The organism is Streptomyces actuosus (genome assembly GCF_016921115.1).
In the GTDB taxonomy this organism is placed as follows: Bacteria; Actinomycetota; Actinomycetes; order Streptomycetales; family Streptomycetaceae; genus Streptomyces; species Streptomyces actuosus_A.
In genome coordinates this window covers 49025-67002 of the sequence record NZ_JAFFZS010000017.1, presented here as the reverse complement: position 1 = coordinate 67002, position 17978 = coordinate 49025, and the positions used below count along the sequence as shown (strand labels likewise).

At 75.1% G+C, this 17978-nt stretch carries 22 protein-coding genes; 12 read left to right on the top strand and 10 right to left on the bottom strand.

Translation table 11 applies throughout. The features are described 5' to 3' along the window. Nucleotides 1–5: 5 nt before the first annotated feature. On the bottom strand, nucleotides 6–170 hold the full coding sequence (locus JS756_RS21325) for a hypothetical protein (protein ID WP_205384746.1): 165 nt from the start codon (nucleotides 168–170) through the stop codon (nucleotides 6–8). Nucleotides 171–498: 328 nt separating this feature from the next. Further along, entirely contained in the window at nucleotides 499–942 is a 444-nt protein-coding gene (locus JS756_RS21320; RefSeq protein ID WP_205384745.1) for a DUF7144 family membrane protein, read from the bottom strand. Between the two features lie 265 nt (nucleotides 943–1207). Between JS756_RS21320 and JS756_RS21315 the strand changes: the two genes are divergently transcribed. After that, on the top strand, nucleotides 1208–1729 hold the full coding sequence (locus JS756_RS21315; RefSeq protein WP_240204122.1) for a hypothetical protein: 522 nt from the start codon (nucleotides 1208–1210) through the stop codon (nucleotides 1727–1729). 364 nt (nucleotides 1730–2093) lie between these two features. Here the strand turns inward: JS756_RS21315 and JS756_RS21310 are convergent, their stop codons facing one another. Further along, nucleotides 2094–3419, bottom strand: coding sequence for a hypothetical protein (locus JS756_RS21310; RefSeq protein ID WP_205384744.1), 1326 nt, complete (start codon nucleotides 3417–3419; stop codon nucleotides 2094–2096). 286 nt (nucleotides 3420–3705) lie between these two features. Here JS756_RS21310 and JS756_RS21305 point away from each other — a divergent pair, with 286 nt between their 5' ends. From JS756_RS21305 to JS756_RS38080, 3 genes are read left to right on the top strand one after another with little or no spacing between them, the layout of a single operon-like run. Further along, nucleotides 3706–4191 carry a DUF1269 domain-containing protein gene (locus JS756_RS21305; RefSeq protein ID WP_205384743.1) on the top strand — a complete coding sequence of 162 codons (486 nt, stop codon included), beginning with the start codon at nucleotides 3706–3708 and terminating at the stop codon, nucleotides 4189–4191. 13 nt (nucleotides 4192–4204) lie between these two features. Further along, nucleotides 4205–4753 (top strand): GAP family protein, encoded by a 549-nt coding sequence (locus tag JS756_RS21300; protein WP_307790869.1) that lies wholly within the window; start codon nucleotides 4205–4207, stop codon nucleotides 4751–4753. Then, entirely contained in the window at nucleotides 4734–4886 is a 153-nt protein-coding gene (locus tag JS756_RS38080; protein ID WP_368861107.1) for a sulfite exporter TauE/SafE family protein, read from the top strand. The genes JS756_RS21300 and JS756_RS38080 overlap by 20 nt, the downstream gene beginning before the upstream one ends. On the opposite strand, the gene JS756_RS21295 is transcribed toward JS756_RS38080, so the two are convergent. Continuing rightward, nucleotides 4849–5127 (bottom strand): hypothetical protein, encoded by a 279-nt coding sequence (locus JS756_RS21295; protein WP_205384742.1) that lies wholly within the window; start codon nucleotides 5125–5127, stop codon nucleotides 4849–4851. The genes JS756_RS38080 and JS756_RS21295 overlap by 38 nt on opposite strands. Before the next feature lie 310 nt (nucleotides 5128–5437). Between JS756_RS21295 and JS756_RS21290 the strand changes: the two genes are divergently transcribed. Next, nucleotides 5438–6298 carry a YhjD/YihY/BrkB family envelope integrity protein gene (locus tag JS756_RS21290; protein ID WP_205384741.1) on the top strand — a complete coding sequence of 287 codons (861 nt, stop codon included), beginning with the start codon at nucleotides 5438–5440 and terminating at the stop codon, nucleotides 6296–6298. Here the strand turns inward: JS756_RS21290 and JS756_RS21285 are convergent. After that, nucleotides 6286–7584 (bottom strand): MFS transporter, encoded by a 1299-nt coding sequence (locus JS756_RS21285; RefSeq protein WP_205384740.1) that lies wholly within the window; start codon nucleotides 7582–7584, stop codon nucleotides 6286–6288. The genes JS756_RS21290 and JS756_RS21285 overlap by 13 nt on opposite strands. Then, entirely contained in the window at nucleotides 7581–8507 is a 927-nt protein-coding gene (locus JS756_RS21280) for an ArsR/SmtB family transcription factor (RefSeq protein WP_240204121.1), read from the bottom strand. The genes JS756_RS21285 and JS756_RS21280 overlap by 4 nt, the downstream gene beginning before the upstream one ends. A gap of 289 nt (nucleotides 8508–8796) precedes the next feature. Between JS756_RS21280 and JS756_RS21275 the strand changes: the two genes are divergently transcribed. Then, nucleotides 8797–10173 (top strand): MFS transporter, encoded by a 1377-nt coding sequence (locus JS756_RS21275; protein WP_205384739.1) that lies wholly within the window; start codon nucleotides 8797–8799, stop codon nucleotides 10171–10173. A gap of 148 nt (nucleotides 10174–10321) precedes the next feature. Further along, nucleotides 10322–10579, top strand: a complete 258-nt coding sequence (locus tag JS756_RS21270) for an SHOCT domain-containing protein (RefSeq protein ID WP_240204120.1) — start codon at nucleotides 10322–10324, stop codon at nucleotides 10577–10579. Nucleotides 10580–11007: 428 nt separating this feature from the next. Here JS756_RS21270 and JS756_RS21265 read toward each other — a convergent pair whose 3' ends face one another. Both JS756_RS21265 and JS756_RS21260 read right to left on the bottom strand, forming a co-directional pair. Further along, nucleotides 11008–12438: a HAMP domain-containing sensor histidine kinase gene (locus JS756_RS21265; protein WP_205384737.1), complete on the bottom strand. Its 1431-nt coding sequence runs from the start codon at nucleotides 12436–12438 to the stop codon at nucleotides 11008–11010. Next, a complete protein-coding gene (locus JS756_RS21260; protein ID WP_205384736.1) occupies nucleotides 12439–13149 on the bottom strand; it encodes a response regulator transcription factor in 711 nt (236 codons plus the stop codon). A gap of 193 nt (nucleotides 13150–13342) precedes the next feature. Between JS756_RS21260 and JS756_RS21255 the strand changes: the two genes are divergently transcribed. Beyond that, nucleotides 13343–13795, top strand: a complete 453-nt coding sequence (locus JS756_RS21255; RefSeq protein WP_205384735.1) for a winged helix-turn-helix transcriptional regulator — start codon at nucleotides 13343–13345, stop codon at nucleotides 13793–13795. 146 nt (nucleotides 13796–13941) lie between these two features. On the opposite strand, the gene JS756_RS21250 is transcribed toward JS756_RS21255, so the two are convergent. Beyond that, nucleotides 13942–14415, bottom strand: coding sequence for a MarR family winged helix-turn-helix transcriptional regulator (locus JS756_RS21250; RefSeq protein ID WP_205384734.1), 474 nt, complete (start codon nucleotides 14413–14415; stop codon nucleotides 13942–13944). Nucleotides 14416–14485: 70 nt separating this feature from the next. Further along, nucleotides 14486–14938, bottom strand: a complete 453-nt coding sequence (locus JS756_RS21245) for a hypothetical protein (protein ID WP_205384835.1) — start codon at nucleotides 14936–14938, stop codon at nucleotides 14486–14488. Between the two features lie 192 nt (nucleotides 14939–15130). Between JS756_RS21245 and JS756_RS21240 the strand changes: the two genes are divergently transcribed. The 4 genes from JS756_RS21240 (at nucleotide 15131) to JS756_RS21225 (ending at nucleotide 17925) form a co-directional block, all read left to right on the top strand. Next, nucleotides 15131–15469, top strand: coding sequence for a YnfA family protein (locus tag JS756_RS21240; RefSeq protein WP_205384733.1), 339 nt, complete (start codon nucleotides 15131–15133; stop codon nucleotides 15467–15469). Nucleotides 15470–15590: 121 nt separating this feature from the next. Next, nucleotides 15591–16367: an SDR family NAD(P)-dependent oxidoreductase gene (locus JS756_RS21235; RefSeq protein ID WP_205384732.1), complete on the top strand. Its 777-nt coding sequence runs from the start codon at nucleotides 15591–15593 to the stop codon at nucleotides 16365–16367. Next, entirely contained in the window at nucleotides 16367–16630 is a 264-nt protein-coding gene (locus JS756_RS21230) for a hypothetical protein (protein ID WP_205384843.1), read from the top strand. Before JS756_RS21235 ends, JS756_RS21230 begins: the two co-directional genes overlap by 1 nt. 26 nt (nucleotides 16631–16656) lie before the next feature. Then, entirely contained in the window at nucleotides 16657–17925 is a 1269-nt protein-coding gene (locus JS756_RS21225) for a tyrosine-protein phosphatase (RefSeq protein WP_205384731.1), read from the top strand. Nucleotides 17926–17978 lie beyond the last annotated feature (53 nt).

Sequence of the window (17978 nt, the reverse complement as noted above, 5' to 3'; positions counted from 1 at the left end):
CGGTCTCACGGCCGGGCATCGGAGTCCCGCACGGCGGCGACCGGGCGGTGGGCGTGGTACGGCGCGGGCACCGCCGTCGGCCCGCGCAGCCGCGCCCGACGAACGGCGGCCGTCACCGCCTCCGGGCCGGCGGGGGAGGTGTCGGCCCCCATCACGATCGGCGGGCTCACGGAAGGCCCCCGCGCCCGCGGAGCGCCGCGGGGGCCGCAGGGCGCCGGGGCTCCGTCCGTCCGCCGCGGGCGCCCGGGGACCTGGCGACGACGCGCGGGCACCTACCGTCGCGGGACACGGTGCTCGTCATCGGCAACGCCGCCTCCGCCCACGGTGTCTCCGGCCCCGGAACCGGGCCGGCCGCCTCGGACCGTCTGTTCCCGCCCCACCGCGCAGCCGCCGAACGGCCGGGAACGCGACGTCGGGCGGCGTGGGCCCCACGGCCGGCCGCCCGACGATGCCCGCCGGGAGGGAGGGGGCCGGTGAGGCTCTGGACGGTCCCGTGGATCAGCGGGGCGCCGTGCTCGGCCGGTAGACCGCCAGGGCCCAGATGACGAAGACGTTGATCGCCATCATGATCACCGACCAGACCGGCGCGTACGGCAGGAACATGAACTGGCTGATCAGGTTCAGCGAGGCGAGCACGATGCCGACCGCGCGGGCCCAGCCGGCGCCGACGAGGATGCCCCAGCCCGCGAACACGGCGATGACACCGAGGATCAGCAGGATCCAGCCCCAGCCGGTGAGGTTGATCTTGTAGACGTAGTCGCCGATGCGGGCGTAGACGTCGTCCTTGGCGATCGCGGCGACGCCCTGGAGGACGCCCAGGACCCCGTAGACGAACAGCAGAACACCGGCGAACGTGGCGCCGCCGGTGACCCAGGGGCTGTTCCCGGTGGAGGTGGACCGGTAGCCGCCCGAGGGTGTCTGGGGGTGGGACTGCGTGGCCATGGACGTCCTCCGTTCTCGCAGGGCGGCCGGCTTCGGCCGCCGTCCGCCTGGCCTCTCCCTCCACCTTCCGCGCTGCGTACCGGATCGGCCACCGGAGTCGCACGGCCCGCGTACGGAAGGTGCGCCCGCCGCCTCCGCGGGCCCGTTGGTGTGAATCACCTGCCCTTCCCTGTCCCCTGGGCGGTCCCCTGGGCGTGCGGCCGGTGCCGGGCGGCACTTCACTGAGGTGGAGTGCAGACCCGAGCAGGCGGAGACAGGAGGCGGCATGGCCGGACAGGTGACGCGTGGCACGACGGTGGCCGTGCTGGCGGTGGTGCTGGCCGCGGGGCTGAGCGGCTGCTCGGACGACGGCGGAGGCGGCACGTCCGACGCAGCGAGCAAGGCGGCCTCGGCGGCCTCGTCCGTGGGCGCGGAAGTCACCGCGGCGGCCTCGTCGCTGGCCTCCCAGGGCGCCTCGGCGCTCGCCTCGGCCACCGCGGAGGTGGGGCGGACGCTGGAGTCGATCAAGAACGGCATCGACGCCAAGGACGACGTGAAGCTCGGCGAACCGAGCACGGACGACAGCGGGCGCACCACCGTCACCGTGACGGCGGACAACACCGCGGACAGCGAGCAGTCCTTCGCCGTCCAGGTCGACTTCCGCAACAGCGACGGGAAACTGCTCGACGTGGTCGTGGTGACCGTCTCCGACGTGGCCGCCGGGTCCTCCGGCGAGGCGACGGCGCGCAGCACCCACACCCTCTCCGGAACCGTGAAGGCCGACGTCGGGGCCGCCCTGCGGTACTGACCGCAGGGACGGGCCGAAGACCGGCCCGCGGCCCGTCCCGCCCGGTTCGCGGGGGTGGGCCGGGCGGTTCCCCGGTGTCCGGGACCGACTCCCCGGTTCCGGACCGCGGTGTCCGGGACCGATCACCCGGTTCGGGGCTCGGTCCCCGGGGGCCGACTCCCCGGTTCCAGGCCCCCGGTCTCCGGCTCCTCGGTCTGCGGAGCCGGTCCGTCCTCGGTCTCCGGCTCCGGGCTTCGTCCCTCGGCTCGGGCTCCTCACCGGCCCTCGTCCGGACGGCCCCCTCCACGACGGCAGGGGCCGTCCGCTGTGCTCGTGACGGGGTGCGCGGGTCCTCCGCGGGCGGTCACCACGCGGTGAGCCGGTCTCAGGCGGCCGCGTGGTCGGGGTGCTGCCCCGGGTGCTGCTCGTCGGCCGCCTCCGGAGCGGCGAGGAACTCCACCACGGCCAGCAGGAACAGCAGCAGCAGCGCCAGACCGACGACCACCCACCCGGTGGGGTAGGACCACAGCAGATACACCAGGACCACCACGGCCACCAGTGTCCAGGTGATCCAGGTGCGGTAGCGCCGTACGAACGGTCCCACCGGGCCGGTGCGCATACCGGCCCGGTCCGCCGTGGTGCGCACCGCGCCGATGCCGGAGGTCCACAACCCCCGCACCAGTCCCGCGCGCCGCCCCGGCCCCGTGAGCCAGGCGCCGAGGGCGATGACGACGCCGAGGGCGATGACCACCCGCACGGAGGTCTGGAGGAAGCGCGTGAGGGTGTCGTACACCGCGCCCGCCGCGTCCTGCGAGATGTCGGCCGGGAGGTGGTCGAGGTAGATCACGCGGAAGATCCGCAGCCCGACGCCGAGCAGGAGGACAGCGAACGCGGCGGCGAGGGAGGCCGCGACCAGTGCTCTGCGGCGCCGGACCGCGAGGAGGACGCCGGCGGCGATCAGGAGGACGGCGATCACCGGCAGCCAGTTGCCGGCGAGTTGCAGCAGCCGGACGTACGTCTTGATCTTGCCGATCTGGTCGGACCGGACGAGGGTGAAGTTCGTGTGGATCTCGGGGATGCGCCCGACGACGGTCAGGCCCTGGTCGACCAGACGCTGCTTGACCTGGTCGATCAGGGGCGCGAGGTCGACGGTGACGGTGTCGTTCGTGAGCTCCACGGCTCCGCCGCCGCTGCCCGTGAGGGCCTTCTCGACGGCGCTGTGCACACGGCGGTTGGCCTCGATCCACAGCGTCCGGAAGGCGTCCGAGGCGACGATCGCCTGTGCCCTGTCCTCCACGAAGCTGCGGAGCGCTCCCTCCAGGGAGTCGGCGAGCGGGCCCAGCGCCTTCTCCACCAGCGGCCGGTCCTCGACGGGAAGGTCGGCGAGCAGGGACTGCAGGTCGATCCTCGCCATCAGCGCGTCGGTGGCCCGGTTGGCGACGGCGGCCTGGACATCGGGGTTGGAGGCCAGCGGGGCGACGGTGGCGACATAGCGGTCGGTGTCCCCGACCTGGTCGGCGGCCCATGCGGCGACGACGGCCAGGGGAGCGAGGATGCAGCCGATGATGAGGAGGACCGCGGCGAGGAAGGAGCGGCCCCGGTGCCGCGGCGGCCGGGCCCCCTCGCTCTCCAGGGCGGCCACCCGGGCCCGCAGTTCCTCCAGTTCGCCTTGTTCCGCGTTCTCGTCCGGGAGTCCGTTGCCGTCCGCCACCCGTGCCTCCTCGTCGAACCGGCCGCGCCGTCGCCGCGGCTGCGCCGCAGGCCGTCACCGCGGCCGTTCGGCCGCCGATCGCCGCGATCGCTGCGACCGCTCTTCTGCCAGCGCACCGTCGCGAGCGCTCGCGCGCGAGCAGAGGTAGGCCGTTGGGGCTATTTCAGGAGGGTTCTCAATCGCCTGTGAGGACAAATGGCTGATGGCCCGACATGCGCGCCATGTCGGGCGCGCGTTTACTGAGGGGCATCCATCGCAACCGGCAGTCATGTCCCGGAGGACGTCCATGGCCACCCTGACCGTCTGGAAGTTCGATACGCCCGAGGGCGCGGAAGCAGCCGAGAACGGCCTGCTCCAGCTGCAGAAGCAGGAGCTGATCAAGGTCGTCGACGCGGCGGTGGCCAGTTGGCCCGAGGGCGCGAAGAAGCCGAAGACCCGTCAACTGAACAGCCTCACCGGAGTGGGCGCCCTGTCGGGCATGTTCTGGGGCATGCTCTTCGGCCTGATCTTCCTGATGCCCCTGTTCGGCGCCGCCGTGGGTGCCGCCGCGGGCGCGCTCGGCGGCAAGATGAGTGACGTCGGCATCGACGACGACTTCATCGACTCGGTGAAGTCCCAGGTGACACCGGGGACGTCGGCGCTGTTCCTGCTGTCGCAGGACGCCGTCGTCGACCGTGTGAAGGAGGCCTTCGCCGGCGGTCACGCGCAGCTGATCCAGTCGAACCTGGACAGCGAGCAGGAGGCCAAACTGCGCGAAGTCTTCGCCGAGTAGGCCGGGCGCCGCCGTGCTGGACGCGATCGGGCAGATGCTCGCCCCGGCCGTCGGCATCGCCATCAGCCCCGTCCCGCTGATCGCCATCGTGCTGATGCTGTCCGCACCGCGCGGGCGGGGCAACGGCATCGCGTTCGCGGCGGCCTGGACGCTGTCGCTGTCGGTGCTGGTCTGCGCCGTCGTCCTGCTGGGCACGGGGGCGTCGGCCGAGGGCGACGACGGCCCCGCGCAGTGGACGTACTGGCTGCACCTGGCCCTCGGCCTGCTGTTCCTGCTGCTGGGCGCCCGGCAGTGGCGGGAGCGACCGCGGGACGGGCAGGCCGCCGCGACGCCCGGCTGGATGCGGTCGATCGATTCCTTCACCCCGGCCCGGGCGGCTGTTCTGGCCGCGGCGCTGGCGGTCGCCAACCCGAAGAACCTCGTGCTGGCCGTCAGCGGCGCCGTGGGGATCGCCGGGGCCGACGCCACTGCGGGCGGCCGAGCGGTCGCCGCGGTCCTGATGGTGCTGATCGCCTCCCTGTGCACCCTAGGTTCCCCTCGGGGTGTACCTGGCCGGGGGTGACCGGTCCGCGAGCGTGCTGGCCGGGTGGAAGGAGTGGATGGCCGCGCACAACGCCGCGATCATGACGACGCTGCTGGTCGTGCTCGGCGTGAAGATCATCGGCGACGCGGTGAGCGGCCTGGCCACGGGTTGAGCCGCCACAGGCTGGGGTTGGCGGTGTCGGGGCAGTCCCGGTCCAGGAATCCGCAGGCGTCGAGGTCCCACACGGTGCGCCCGTCGGCGTCGGGGATCACACTCTGCCGCGCTGTGCCCATGAAGCCGCGCCGCGCGTCCTCCAGGTCCCGGGTGTCGTCGAAGGCGGATCGGTCCCGGACACCCTGGTCGGCCGACGCGATCGCCGGCTCCGCCGCCCGGGGCTCGGTGCTCTGGGACAAGTCGGTCTCCCTTGCTGAGGACGCTGCCGGCCTACGGCGGGGCGCTCTGGGCCAGTGCCCCCGCCCCGGCCCGCCCCCAGGGCCGGCACGAGCGGGCGTAGGCCGGGCGGGGAAGGGGCGTACGCCGGCAGGACGTACTCCGCCCGGGGGAATCGGGTTCCGCGACGGTGCCGTCGGGAACGCGGCTCACCCCACCGCCTCGGTACGGGCACCGAAGCGGCACCCCCGATCGGGCCGGCACCGCTCGACGTCGGCGGTGGGCGGCACCTTGACCGGCCTTCGAGGGCGCGGTGCACCGGTGGGAGGCGGCATGGCGTGGACGGCGCGGCTCAAGCGTCTGCGCGACCACGCCGAGCGGCGCTTGCCCGTCGTGACCACGCTGACGGGCCGTCTGCTGTCGGCGAATCTCCTCGACGCGGCGACCCGGCTCGCGGCTCAGGCGTTCCTCGCCGCCGTGCCCCTGCTGTTCGCCCTGGCCGCGTTCACCCCGCACAGCGTCCGCGAGCAGTTCCTGGCTTCGCTGCGCACCATGTTCGGTCTGGCCGGCCGGTCCGACCAGGCGCTCCAGGAGGTGCTGGGGGACTCCACCGACGCCGCCCTGCGCGAGACGACCGGCATCGTCGGGCTGGTGGTGGCGCTGGTCTCCGCCACCGGTTTCAGCAGGGCCATGGCCCGGGTCTGCGAGCGGGCCTGGGGTCTGCCGAGGGCCGGAACGCGGATCGCGGCCTGGCGCTGGGTGGTCTGGCTCCTGGTGCTGGTGCCGGCCGTGCTGCTGCTGGGCCCCCTCCGCGACGGCCTCGGAGCCGGCATGTGGCTCGGCGCCCCGCTCGTCCTCCTGGCGAGCACGGGCGTGTGGCTGTGGACGCAGCACCTGCTGCCGGCCGGCCGCGTGTCCTGGCTGCCGCTGCTGCCGGGCGCGCTCCTGGCCGCGGCCGCCACCAGCGCCCTCGCGCTGACCGCGCGGCTGTACATGCCGACCGCGCTCAACCGCGCCCTGGGCGAGTACGGCTCCCTCGGCCTGGTCCTCACCGTGCTGTCCTGGCTGATCGTCCTCTGCGCCGCGGTCACCTTCGCGGTGACCATCGGCGCCGTCCTGGCGGTGGAGCCTCCGCTGGACCGGTTCCTGGCGCGACCGGGCGACGACACCGGCGCGGACGATCAGCGGCGGTAGGCGGTGGCGGCGACGGCGGGCAGGACGGCGAGCGCGAGCACACCGCAGGTGAGCGCGAGCACCGGATAGCCGGCCTGGGCCATGACGACGCCCGAGCTGAGCCCGCCGGTGGCACCGGCGACGGCGATGGACACGTCGACCATGCCCTGGGTCCGGGCACGGGTGGCGAGCGGCACGGCGTCGGTGATGATCGCCGTGCCGGAGACGAGGCCGAGGTTCCAGCCGAGGCCGAGCAGGACCAGCGCGAACGCGAGGAGCGCGACGGAGTCCCCGGGCGCCGTGGCGGCGACGACACCGGCGGCCAGCAGGGTGATCCCGGAGGCCACGGCGATCGTCAGGGCGCCGTCGGAGGTCCCGCCGCGTGCCCTGCGCCGGGCGCGGGCCCGGTCCACGAGCCGGCCCGTCAGCGGCGAGGGCAGGTACATGGCTCCGATGTGGAGGGCGATCACCACGCCCGCGGCGCCGGTGCCGTGACCGTGGTCGTGCAGATGGACCGGCGTCATCGTCATGATCGCGACCATGACGAGCTGCGACAGGACCATGACGAGCGCCCCGAGGAGCACGCCCGGGCGTGCTCCGCCCGCGCGGTCGGCGGCCTGCGCGGTGTCGTCGGGGGCGCCGCTCTCCCCGCCCGCGGCACGGGTCCGGGCCAGGAGCAGCGGATCGGGGCGCAGCCGGACGGCAAGGACGAGCGCGGCGAGCGCGTAGGCGGCGCCGGACAGCAGGAAGGGGCCGGCCAGGAAGGGGATGCCGAGGGTGGCGGCGAGGCTGCCGGTGGGTGCGGCGAGGTTGGGGCCGGCGACGCCGCCGAGGGTGGTGGCGACCAGGACGGTGGACACGGCTCGGGCACGGTGGTCGGGCCGGGCGAGGTCGGCGCCGGCGTACCGGGCCTGGAGGTTGGTCGCGGAGCCCGCGCCGTAGACGAACAGGGCGAGGAACAGCAGGACCGGGCTGTCCAGGACGGCGGCGACGATGACGCCGGCGGAGCCGGCGGCCCCCGCGAGGTATCCGGCGGCCAGGCCCGGGCGGCGTCCGCGGGCCTGGGAGACACGGCCGACGGCGACGGCGGCGAGCGCGGATCCGGCCGTGAACAGGGCGCTGGGCAGACCGGCGAGGCTGGTGGTGCCCAGCATGTCCTGCGCGAGGAGGGCACCGACGGTCACGCCGGCGGCCAGACCCGCCCCGCTGAGGACCTGGGCGGCGACCAGCACGCGCAGAACGCGCCGCTGCGCCGGGTCGGCGTCGGATGTCGCGGCCGGTGCGCCGGCGGGAGCGGTGCCGGTCACGCCCGCTCCCCGTTCTCGACGCCCGTCCCGGCCGCACCGGTGGTCCCGTCGTCCGCGCCCACGCCCCCGGCGGACGAGCGGCCCGCGTCGGCGGCCCCGGCGGGCCCGTCCCCCGCGCCCGCTTCCCCGGCGAACTCATCGCCCGGACCTGCGGCACCGGCGGGCAGGTCGCCCGCCTCCGGCGCACCGCCCGGCGCCTCGCCCGCGCCTCCGCTCTCGACGGGCTCACCGGCGAGGCGCCATTCGAGCATGCCGTCGTGGAGGCGGATGGCCCGCCGTCCGCGGTCGGTCAGCAGCCGCACCGCGTCGTGGGCGAGGGCGCAGTACGCGCCGCGGCAGTAGACGACGATCTCCGTCGTCCCGGGCAGCTCTCCGATCCGGTCGGCCAGTTCCCCGACGGGGATGGAGATCGCACCGGGGACGTGCCCGGCGCGGTACTCCTCCGCCGGCCGCACGTCCAGCACCACGACGTCCCGGGCGGCCACGCGGGCCCGCAGCTCCGCGCGGCCCACCTCGGCCGCGCCGTCGTGGCCGAGATAGGCGTCCCGCGCGCCGGGCACGGCGGCCTGGTGGTTCTCGGCGACCGTGCGCAGCAGCGCGAACAGGCGGGCCACGTCCTCCCCGGCGAGGCGGTAGTGGATGCGCACGCCCTCACGGCGGGTGGCGACGAACCCGGCCTGCTTGAGGGTCTGGAGGTGGGCCGAGGCGGTGGTCAGGTTCAGTCCGGCCGCCTTCGCCAGGGCGTCCACGGTGCGCTCGCCCTGGGCGAGCAGGTCGAGCAGTTCCAGGCGTTTCCCGCTGGCCAGCGCCTTGCCGCTGGCCGCCAGCGCCTCGTACAGCCGCGCCTTGGCGCCGTCGCGGGCGCTGGGCGCCCGATCCTCCGGCGCGCCGCCGGCAGCGCCGCCCTCCGCCGCGTTCCTCATCCTGCTCCTCACCGTGTCCGCCTGCGCCGGCGCGCCCCTGGGGCCCGCCCCGCGGCACTGCCGCCGGGGACGGCTCCACACCACCACCAGGGACATCCTCCATAAATCCATGGAATAGTATAGAGGGCCGGGGGGTGCCGTGACCAGACGGCATTCCGCATCCGCGCCCCAGGAGGATCCGACCGATGGGCTTCGCCGAGGACCACCCGATCCACCCGACCGGACCCGGCGGCCTCGGCGACCCCGGTGGCCCGGTCGAGGGCACCGGGTGGCCACCGGAGGAGGGCGCGTGACCTCCGCGCGCCCCCGGAACCCGGCCGGGCGGGAGGCCGCGCCGGCCCCGAGCGGGAGCGGGCCGCGCCTGGGTCTGCGGGCCAACCTCGCCCAGTTCGCGCTGCTCGTCGCCGTCAACGCGCTCGTCGGCGGCATGCTCGGCCAGGAACGCGTCGTCCTGCCCCTCCTCGCCGACCAGGTCTTCGGCCTGTCCGCCTCCACCGCCGGACTGACGTACATCGTCGCCTTCGGCGCCACGAAGGCCGTCACCAACTTCTTCGCCGGCACCCTCTCCGACCGCTACGGACGCAAGCCGGTCCTGGTCGCCGGCTGGCTGATCGCGCTGCCCGTGCCGCTGCTGCTGATCTGGGCGCCGACCTGGGGATGGGTGATCGCCGCCAACGTGCTGCTCGGCCTCAACCAGGGCCTGACCTGGTCCACCACGGTCATCATGAAGATCGACCTGGTGGGCCCGCAGCGCCGCGGCCTGGCGATGGGCTTCAACGAGGCCGCCGGATACGTCGCTCTCGCCGCCACCGCGATGACCACCGGAGCCCTCGCCGACCACGCGGGTCTGCGGCCCGAGCCGTTCCTCCTGGGCATCGCCTGTGCCGCCCTCGGCCTGGGCCTGTCCACGCTGGCCGTGCGGGAGACCCGCGACCACGCCCGCGCCGAGGCGGCCCGCCACCCCGCCCCCACCGACCCGCGCCACCGGGAGAACCCGAGCACCGCCGAGGTCGCACGGATCACCAGCGTCCGCGACCGGTCCCTGTCCGCCGCCGCCCAGGCCGGCCTGGTCAACAACCTCAACGACGCCCTGGCCTGGGGTGTCTTCCCGTTGCTGTTCGCCGCCCACGGACTGCCGGCCGTCGAGATCGGCGTACTGAGCGCCCTCTACCCGGCGGTGTGGGGGTTCGGGCAGCTGGTGACCGGCTGGTGGTCCGACCGCGTCGGCCGCAAGCACCTGATCACCGCAGGGATGCTGCTCCAGGCGGGCGCCATCGGCCTCGTCGCCGCCGGCACCACCGTCCCGGTGTGGACCGTGGCCCAGGTCCTCCTCGGGGTCGGCACCGCCCTGGTCTACCCCACCCTGCTCGCCGTCGTCGGGGACGTCGCCCACCCGGCCTGGCGGGCCCGCGCCGTCGGGGTCTACCGGCTGTGGCGCGACGGCGGGTTCGCCGTCGGAGCCCTCCTGGCCGGCGTCCTCGCCGACGCCTACGGCCCGACCACCGCCGTCTGGGCGGTCGCCGGCCTGACCGCCGCCTCCGGGCTGGTGGTCGCCGTCCGCATGGACGAGACACTGCGCCGCCCCGCGCACCCTTCCCGGGCCGTGCCCGCCTCCGCCCCCTCGCCCCCGTCCGCCTCGGCCCCGCCTGCTTCGCCCGCGCCCTGACGACCGGTGCCGCTCGGCCCGCCGCCAGGGACGAAGGGCCCCTGCCGGGGCGGCCCGGTCCGCGCGGAGGCTGAGAGGAGGAGAGGGCGGAGCGGCGACCGCGAGGACCGGAAGCGGACACGACACGCCTCCCCGGGAGGTGGACGCGATGATGTACTGGGACGGCGGCGGCTGGGCCTGGATGACCTTCATGCCGCTGTTGTGGATCGTGCTCGTGGGCCTGCTCGTGTGGGCGGTCGTCCGCCTCACGCACCCGACGGGCCGCGCCGGCGTGCCTCCGGCCGCTCCCGGGCGCGAGACCCCGGAGGAGATCCTCGACCGCCGGTTCGCCGCCGGTGAGATCGACGCGGACGCCTACGCACGGGCCCACGAACAGCTCGCCGCGCACCGCGGCAAGTCCCGCTGACCCGGCGAACCGCTCGGCCGCGCGCCCGCCCTCGGGGCCCGGGCAGGGGAGCGGGCACCGCCCGACTCCCCGGGTCCTCCGTTCGGGCGCGCCCGGCCTCCACCCGAAGACCCCGCCGCGCTGCGGGCATGCCGGCGCGGTGGGCAACCGGGCCCACCCCCCGCGGGCCCGGCTCCCCGCGGACGCGAATCCCGCACGGCGTCGACCTCCGCCCCGCAGACCCCGCCGCGCCGCCGCCGCGCCACCTCCCGGCCGACGAGCCGACGTCGCGCCCCATCCCCCCTGCCTCCCCTGCTCCCGCGCAGACCGTGACGCCTTCACGCACCGCCGCACCCCGGCCACCCCGGCAACCCGGCGCCCCAAGGCGCCTCGGCCGCCCCGCGGCTCCCCCGGCGGCCGAGGGTCCGCGCGTCGCCCCGGCCGCCGGCTCACCCGCCCACGCGCGGGGTCACCCCGGCCACGGTGAAGCCGATGACCGAGCCGCCGCCGTCGCGCTGGGCGGCGAAGGGGGCGCCGCCGTGTGCGAGGGCCACCTCGCGCACGATGGACAGACCCAGGCCGGATCCGGGCAGGGAGCGGGCGTCGGCGGCACGGTAGAACCGGTCGAAGACCCGCAGCAGGTCGCCGTCGGCGACACCGGGGCCGCGGTCGAGGACCTCGACCCGGACCGGGCCCGGGACGGCGGGCCCGGCGACGGTGATCTCGATGGGTGCGGTGCCGTCGCGGTCGAACTTGGCGGCGTTCTCCACCAGGTTGGACACCGCCCGCTGCAGCAGGCCCGGTCGCCCGTGCACCGTGGTGTCCCCGCTCGCCCGCAGCACGATCCGCCGTCCGGTGCGGCGGCGCGCCAGGCCCGCCACGTCCTCGGCGACGTCGGCGAGGTCCACCGTCTGCGGCGGCTCGCTGTCGGACTGGCCGGCGGCGAGATCGACCAGCTCGTTGACCAGGTCGGTCAGCTCACGGGCCTCCTGGCCCAGGTCGGCGACCAGTTCCTCCCGGGTCTCGGGTGGCAGTTCGTCGATGCGGCGCAGCAGGGAGATGTTGGTGCGCAGCGAGGTCAGCGGCGTGCGCAGCTCGTGCCCGGCGTCCTGGACGAGGCGGCGCTGGTCCTCCTCCGACTGCGCGAGCCGGCCCAGCATGCGGTCGAAGGCGCGGCCGAGACGGCCCACCTCGTCGTAGCCGGTGACGGGCACCTCGACGCCGAGGCGGCGGGTGCGGGCGACGTCCTCGGCGGCGTCGGTGAGCACGACCAGGCGTCGGGTGATGCGCCGGGCCAGCCACCAGCCGAACAGCCCGGCGAGCAGTACGACCGCCGCCATCGTGACCAGGGTGCGCTGCTGGAGCGACCGGAGCAGGTCCTCGGTGCCGCTGAACTCCTGCGCCACCTGCACCGCGCCCCGGCCGCCGCCGAGGGAGACCGTCGCGACGCGGAAGACGTCGCTTCCGACATCGACGTCCTTGGACTCGGCCAGCCTCCCGGCGGCGACCGCGCCCGCGATCTCCCGGTCGGTGCCGGTGACCGGCAGGGCGGGCAGGCCGCCGTCGGAGACCTCCCCGTCCGGGCCGAGGACCTGCACGTTCGTCCGGGCGGGGCGGACCACGTCGTGGCCGGGCGCGGAGGAGAAGAAGTCCTCCGGCGCCATCCGGTGCGCCCGCACCTCGCCGCGCACGTCCTCGACGACCTCGTCGAACACGGACTGCTGGTCCACGCGGACCAGTCCGGCGGCGGCGCTGTAGGAGAGGATGCCGACGAGCACGGTGACGGCGGCGGTCACGGCCGCGAACGACACCGCGAAAGTGGTGCGCAGCGACACCAGCCTCGGCCGCCGTAGGGGCAGCAGCCGGCGCAGCCGGCCCACTCAGTCCTCCCGCAGCACGTAACCCACCCCGCGGACCGTGTGGATCAGCTGAGGCGCGTCGGGCTGGTCGAGCTTGCGGCGCAGATAGCCGACGTACACGGCGAGGTTCTTCGATCCGGGACCGAAGTCGTAGCCCCAGATGCGGTCGTAGATCATGGCGTGGTCGAGGACGATCCCGGCGTTGCGGACCAGCAGCTCCAGCAGCTCGAACTCGGTGCGGGTCAGTTCCAGCTCGCGCTCGCCGCGCCAGGCCCGCCGGGCCTGCGGGTCCATCCGCAGGCCGGCCGCCTCCAGGGAGCGGTCGGGGGACGGCTTCGGCGCCTCGGCGGGCGGCTCCCCCGCCGGGCCGGTGCGGCGCAGCAGCGCGCGCAGCCGGGCGAAGACCTCCTCGACGTCGAACGGTTTGACGACGTAGTCGTCGGCGCCCGCGTCCAGCCCCGCGATCCGGTCGGCGGTCTCCACGAGGGCGGTGAGCATGAGGATCGGGGTGCGGTCGCCCTCGGCACGCAGCACGCGGCACACCTGGAGCCCGTCGATGCCCGGCATCATCACGTCCAGGACGAGCACGTCCGGCGGTGACAGGTGCGCCTGCGCCAGCGCCTCGACCCCGTCGGCGACCGCGGTGACCCGGTAGCCCTCCAGGGTCAGGGCGCGCTCCAGGGCATGGCGGATGGCGCGGTCGTCCTCGGCGAGCAGCACGGTGTGGGGCACGGTCCCAGTCTGCCAAGGCCACCCGGCCCTCCGACATGACGGGCGACTCACCGGCGGTGCTTCTTACCCCGCTCTCACCGTGCCCACCGGGTGCGACGCCCCGCCCGTGGAGCCCGCGGCGCACCGGCGCAGCGGCACCCTTGGGGCACCAGCACCGTTACCCGAGAGTGCGTTGACACCGACGAGGAGAGCCATGGCGACCACGACCGCCGCCCAGCGCCGCGAGCAGGCACGTATCGCGTACGACGCCTTCCTGCGCGACTGCCCGACCGACCAGCTCCTCGGCCGACTCGGCGACAAGCGGGTCGGCCTGGTCGTCGCCGCCCTGGCGCCGGGCCCGCTCCGCTACAGCGACCTCAGCCGGAAGATCGCGGGTGTGAGCCCGAAGATGCTCACCCAGACGCTGCGTTCCCTGGAGCGCGACGGGCTCCTCACCCGCACCGTCACCCCGTCCGTCCCGGTCCGCGTCGACTACGCGCTGACACCCCTCGGCAGCAGCCTCGCCCTGCTCCTGGGAGCGGTGAAGGACTGGGCGGAGGCGCACTTCGACGAGGTCCACGCGGCCCGTGCGCAGTACGACGCGGAGAGCGGCGGCGCGGAGGAGCAGCGGGAAGCGGTGGCCGGCCGCGGCGGCCGGAAGCCGTAGGACGTGCGCGGGCCGGCGGCGCCCGCGGACGCGAAGCCGGGGCGGGGGCGGTGGGCTCCCCCCGGGCCCGCCGGGGGGAGCCCCTCGTGCGGGAGCGAGGACGCGCCCCCGCCACGCGGACGGCAGGCCCCGCCCCTGCGCGGGCGTCAGAGCCCGCCGGAGCGCAGGCGCGCGATCTGCTCCCCGCTCAGCTCCACCGTCCGCCTCATGTGGTCCACGATCAGGGCGAGTTCGGTCTCGTCCAGGTCGTCGAAGAGAGCCGGCCAAGGGGCACCCAGCCGGTCCCACATCCGCCCGAACTCCGCCACCTTCTCCGGTACGGCGACCACCAGCACCTTGCGCCGGTCGGACGCGTCCCGCTCCCGGCGCACGTAGCCCGCCCGCTCCAGCCGGTCCACCAGCCGCGTCGCCGACCCGGTCGTCAGCCCGGTGAGCTCCGCGACCCGGCCCGTGGTCACCGGGCCGTCCTCCAGCGTCAGCAGGTTCAGGCACTGCAGGTCGGTGGGGTGCAGTCCCAGGTGGTCGGCGACGGCCTGATCGAACAGGGCGTACGAGGCCATGTAGCGGCGGGAGACACCCGTCAGCTCCGCGAGCAGCCGCTCACGCCCCTGTCCCGACATCAGCCGCACCCTTTCCCTTGCGCGATGCAGAGATCGTACGGTGAAGCGACCGGCCCGCACGGCACCGGCTTCAGAAGGTGTACGCGTCCCCCGTGTCCAGCACCAGCACCCGCTGCCGGTCGTTGCCCCGGTTGCGGTCCACGGCGCCGCCGCCCCACACCGTGTCGATCTCCAGCCGCACCTCGCTGGGCCGCCCCCGCAACAACACCGCCAGCTCGATCCGCTCCCCGACCCCGTCCGCCTCCAGCTTTCCCGTCCGGCACATCACGTCCCGGGCCGCCGTCCGCGCGCATCCTGACGGCAGCCACGGCTGCCGCACCGCGAGGGGCACCGACCAGCGCAGTCGCACGGTGGCGTCCGGCACCGCCGACGGCCCGTGGTTGCGCGGGTTCAGCCCCACCTCCACCCGGCCCCCGGCCATCTCCGCCGCACCGTGGTAGGCCAGGTCGGCCTCCGGGACGGCGGCACCCACGGGCGGGGCCGCCCCGACCGTCCCCAGCACCGCCAGGGCCGCGCCCCACATCACAAGCCTCCGCACGCCGCTCACTCCTCACTCGTCGCGTTCGTCGCACATCACATGCATCACATGCATCGCACGCGCAGCGCTGTTCACATCCGTCACGCCGTCACGTTCTCGGGTCGTACGGATGTATGCCACGCACGGAGCCGGACAGGCGCCCTCCAACAGGTGACACGCATGTGCCACGCTGCGGGCATGCCGATCCTCCGCTCCGCCGCCCTCTTCGTCGTCGCCGCGCTCCTGGAGATCGGCGGCGCCTGGCTGGTCTGGCAGGGGGTGCGGGAGCACCGCGGCTGGTGGTGGGCGGCCGGCGGGGTCCTCGCCCTCGGGGCCTACGGCTTCGCCGCCACCTTCCAGCCCGACGCCCACTTCGGCCGCATCCTCGCCGCCTACGGCGGCGTCTTCGTGGCCGGCTCGCTCACCTGGGGCGCGGTCGCCGACGGCTACCGGCCCGACGGGTGGGACGTGGCCGGCGCGCTGGTCTGCCTGGCCGGCATGGCCGTGATCATGTGGGCGCCGCGCGGCAACGGCTGACCCGGCCACCGGACGGCGGTGACCTGAGCAGGGGCCGGTCGGCCACATACCGGGCCGGGACCCCGCTCCGGTCGCCTACCCTGGGCTCGGACCCGTCGCACACACGCCCGAGGAGCTGCCCATGGCCACCGCCGCCCCGTCCGCCGCCTCACGCATCGCCGTCGTCACCGGTGCGAGCAGCGGCATCGGCGCCGCCACGGCACGGCAGCTCGCCGCGGCCGGCTACCGCGTCGTGCTCACCGCCCGCCGCAAGGACCGCATCGAGGCGCTGGCGGAGGAGATCGGGAAGGCAGGCCACTCGGCGACGGCCTACCAGCTGGACGTGACCGACCGCGCCGCGGTCGACGAGTTCGCCACCGCGTTCCGGACGATCGGCGTGCTGGTCAACAACGCGGGCGGCGCGCTCGGCGCCGACCCGGTCGCCACCGGCGACCCCGACGACTGGCGCACGATGTACGAGACGAACGTCCTCGGCACCCTGCACCTCACCCAGGCCCTGCTGCCCAAGCTGGAGGCGAGCGGCGACGGCACGGTCGTCGTGGTCTCCTCGACCGCCGGCCACGGCACCTACGAGGGCGGTGCCGGGTACGTGGCCGCCAAGCACGGCGCCCATGTCCTCGCCGAGACGCTCCGCCTGGAGATCGTCGGCAGGCCGGTCCGCGTGATCGAGGTCGCGCCCGGCATGGTCAGGACCGACGAGTTCGCCCTGACCCGCTTCGGTGGCGACCGGGAGAAGGCGGACAAGGTCTACGCGGGGGTCGCCGACCCGCTGACCGCCGACGACGTGGCCGACACCATCACCTGGGCCGTCACCCGCCCCCCGCACGTCAACATCGACCTGCTCGTCGTCCGGCCCCGGGCCCAGGCGTCGAACACCAAGGTGCACCGGGAACTGTGATGACCGACGACGCGCCCGCCGCGCCCGCGAACACACCGGCCGAGCCGCCCGCCGAACCGCGCGGAAGCACCTCCGCGGAGACCTCCGGGGAGGTTTCCACCGAGACCTCCCCGACGGTGCCCGCGGCGGAGTCCCTGGAGCGGCGGCGCCTGGAGCAGGAGACGAAGGACGAGCGCAAGGTCTGGTACTTCCTGGCGTACTTCCTCTTCGGCATCCACTTCGTCGCGTTCGTGATGATCTATGCGGTGCGGCACGCCAAGTAGCCACGGCTTCGGGGGAGACACGACCGGTGGACAGACACATGGCGTTCGACCGCCTGCACAACTTCCGTGACCTGGGCGGCTACCGGACCACCGACGGCGGCCGGCGCGTCCGCCCGCGCCGCCTGTACCGCTCGGACTCCCTCGGCGGACTGGCCGAGGGCACGCCCGACTGGGACCGCTTCCTCGCGCTCGGCATCGGCACGGTGATCGACCTGCGCCACGGGTGGGAGATCGCGTCCCAGGGCCGGATCCCGGCGCACGCCTCCTTCACCTACCACCACCTGAGCATCGAGCACCGCCCCTACGACCAGGCCTCGCTCGCCGACGACGTCGAACCCGGCCCGTACCTGGCCGAACGCTTCATGGAGGTCGCCGAGGACGGCACCGAGGAGATCCGCCGGGCCCTCGAACTCGTCGCCCGGGCCGCCGAGTCGGACACCCCGCTGGTCTTCCACTGCGCCTCCGGCAAGGACCGCACGGGCCAACTGGCGGCGCTGGTCCTCGGCCTGCTCGGCGTCGACGAGCAGACGATCGCGGAGGACTTCAGCCTGACGGACCTGGCCGCACCGGCCCTGCTGGCCCGATGGCGCGCCCGCAACGACGGCCGCACGCCGGCCTGGCCGGGCTACGGCCGCGCCCCGGAGGCGGTGATGCGCCTGTTCCTGGCCGCCCTGACCGCACGCCACGGCAGCATCGACGCCTACGTGACCGGTGCCCTGGGCCTGGACGCACCCCGCCTGGCCGCGACGCTCCGCGCCCGCCTGCTCGAACCCGTCCCGCCCGGCGCCCCGCTGGCCTGCCGCACGGCGGAGCCGTCCGACGCGCGCGCCCTGGTCCGCCTGCGGGACTCCGCCGCCCTGTGGCAGCTGGCCCGCGGCATCGAGCAGTGGCGGCCGGGCGAGAAGGACGAGGCCCACTTCGTGCGCCGGATGCGCGAGGGCGAGGTCTGGCTCGCACACGCCGGCGGGCACCTCGCCGGCGCGTGGGAGCTGTGGTGGTCCGACGAGGCCGCCTGGGGCCCGCGTCCGCCCGACGCGGGTTACATCCACCGTCTGATGACCGTCCCCCACACCGCCCCGCCGGGCTCGGGCCGCGCCCTGCTCGCCGAGGCCGAGGCGCGCATCGCCGCCGCAGGGCGCCGTCGGGCCCGCCTCGACTGCCTCGCCTCCAACGCCCGCCTGCGCGCCTACTACGAGGCGGAGGGCTACCGGGTCGTCGGCGAGCAGCCGGCGAAGACGGACGGCACGGGCAGCCCGTACGCCGTGACGCTGCTGGAGAAGCGGCTCGCCCCGTGACGCTCGGGGCGACGGGGCGACGGGGCGACGGGGCCCGACCTTCGACGCTGCCG

What these genes read in the sequence shown, in the direction of transcription:
- JS756_RS21320 (WP_205384745.1), bottom strand. Translation starts at nt 942, where the DNA reads ATGGCCACGCAGTCCCACCCCCAGACACCCTCGGGCGGCTACCGGTCC.
- JS756_RS21315 (WP_240204122.1), top strand. Translation starts at nt 1,208, where the DNA reads ATGGCCGGACAGGTGACGCGTGGCACGACGGTGGCCGTGCTGGCGGTG.
- JS756_RS21305 (WP_205384743.1), top strand. Translation starts at nt 3,706, where the DNA reads ATGGCCACCCTGACCGTCTGGAAGTTCGATACGCCCGAGGGCGCGGAA.
- JS756_RS21290 (WP_205384741.1), top strand. Translation starts at nt 5,438, where the DNA reads ATGGCGTGGACGGCGCGGCTCAAGCGTCTGCGCGACCACGCCGAGCGG.
- JS756_RS21280 (WP_240204121.1), bottom strand. Translation starts at nt 8,507, where the DNA reads ATGAGGAACGCGGCGGAGGGCGGCGCTGCCGGCGGCGCGCCGGAGGAT.
- JS756_RS21270 (WP_240204120.1), top strand. Translation starts at nt 10,322, where the DNA reads ATGATGTACTGGGACGGCGGCGGCTGGGCCTGGATGACCTTCATGCCG.
- JS756_RS21255 (WP_205384735.1), top strand. Translation starts at nt 13,343, where the DNA reads ATGGCGACCACGACCGCCGCCCAGCGCCGCGAGCAGGCACGTATCGCG.
- JS756_RS21250 (WP_205384734.1), bottom strand. Translation starts at nt 14,415, where the DNA reads ATGTCGGGACAGGGGCGTGAGCGGCTGCTCGCGGAGCTGACGGGTGTC.
- JS756_RS21245 (WP_205384835.1), bottom strand. Translation starts at nt 14,938, where the DNA reads ATGTGGGGCGCGGCCCTGGCGGTGCTGGGGACGGTCGGGGCGGCCCCG.
- JS756_RS21240 (WP_205384733.1), top strand. Translation starts at nt 15,131, where the DNA reads ATGCCGATCCTCCGCTCCGCCGCCCTCTTCGTCGTCGCCGCGCTCCTG.
- JS756_RS21235 (WP_205384732.1), top strand. Translation starts at nt 15,591, where the DNA reads ATGGCCACCGCCGCCCCGTCCGCCGCCTCACGCATCGCCGTCGTCACC.
- JS756_RS21230 (WP_205384843.1), top strand. Translation starts at nt 16,367, where the DNA reads ATGACCGACGACGCGCCCGCCGCGCCCGCGAACACACCGGCCGAGCCG.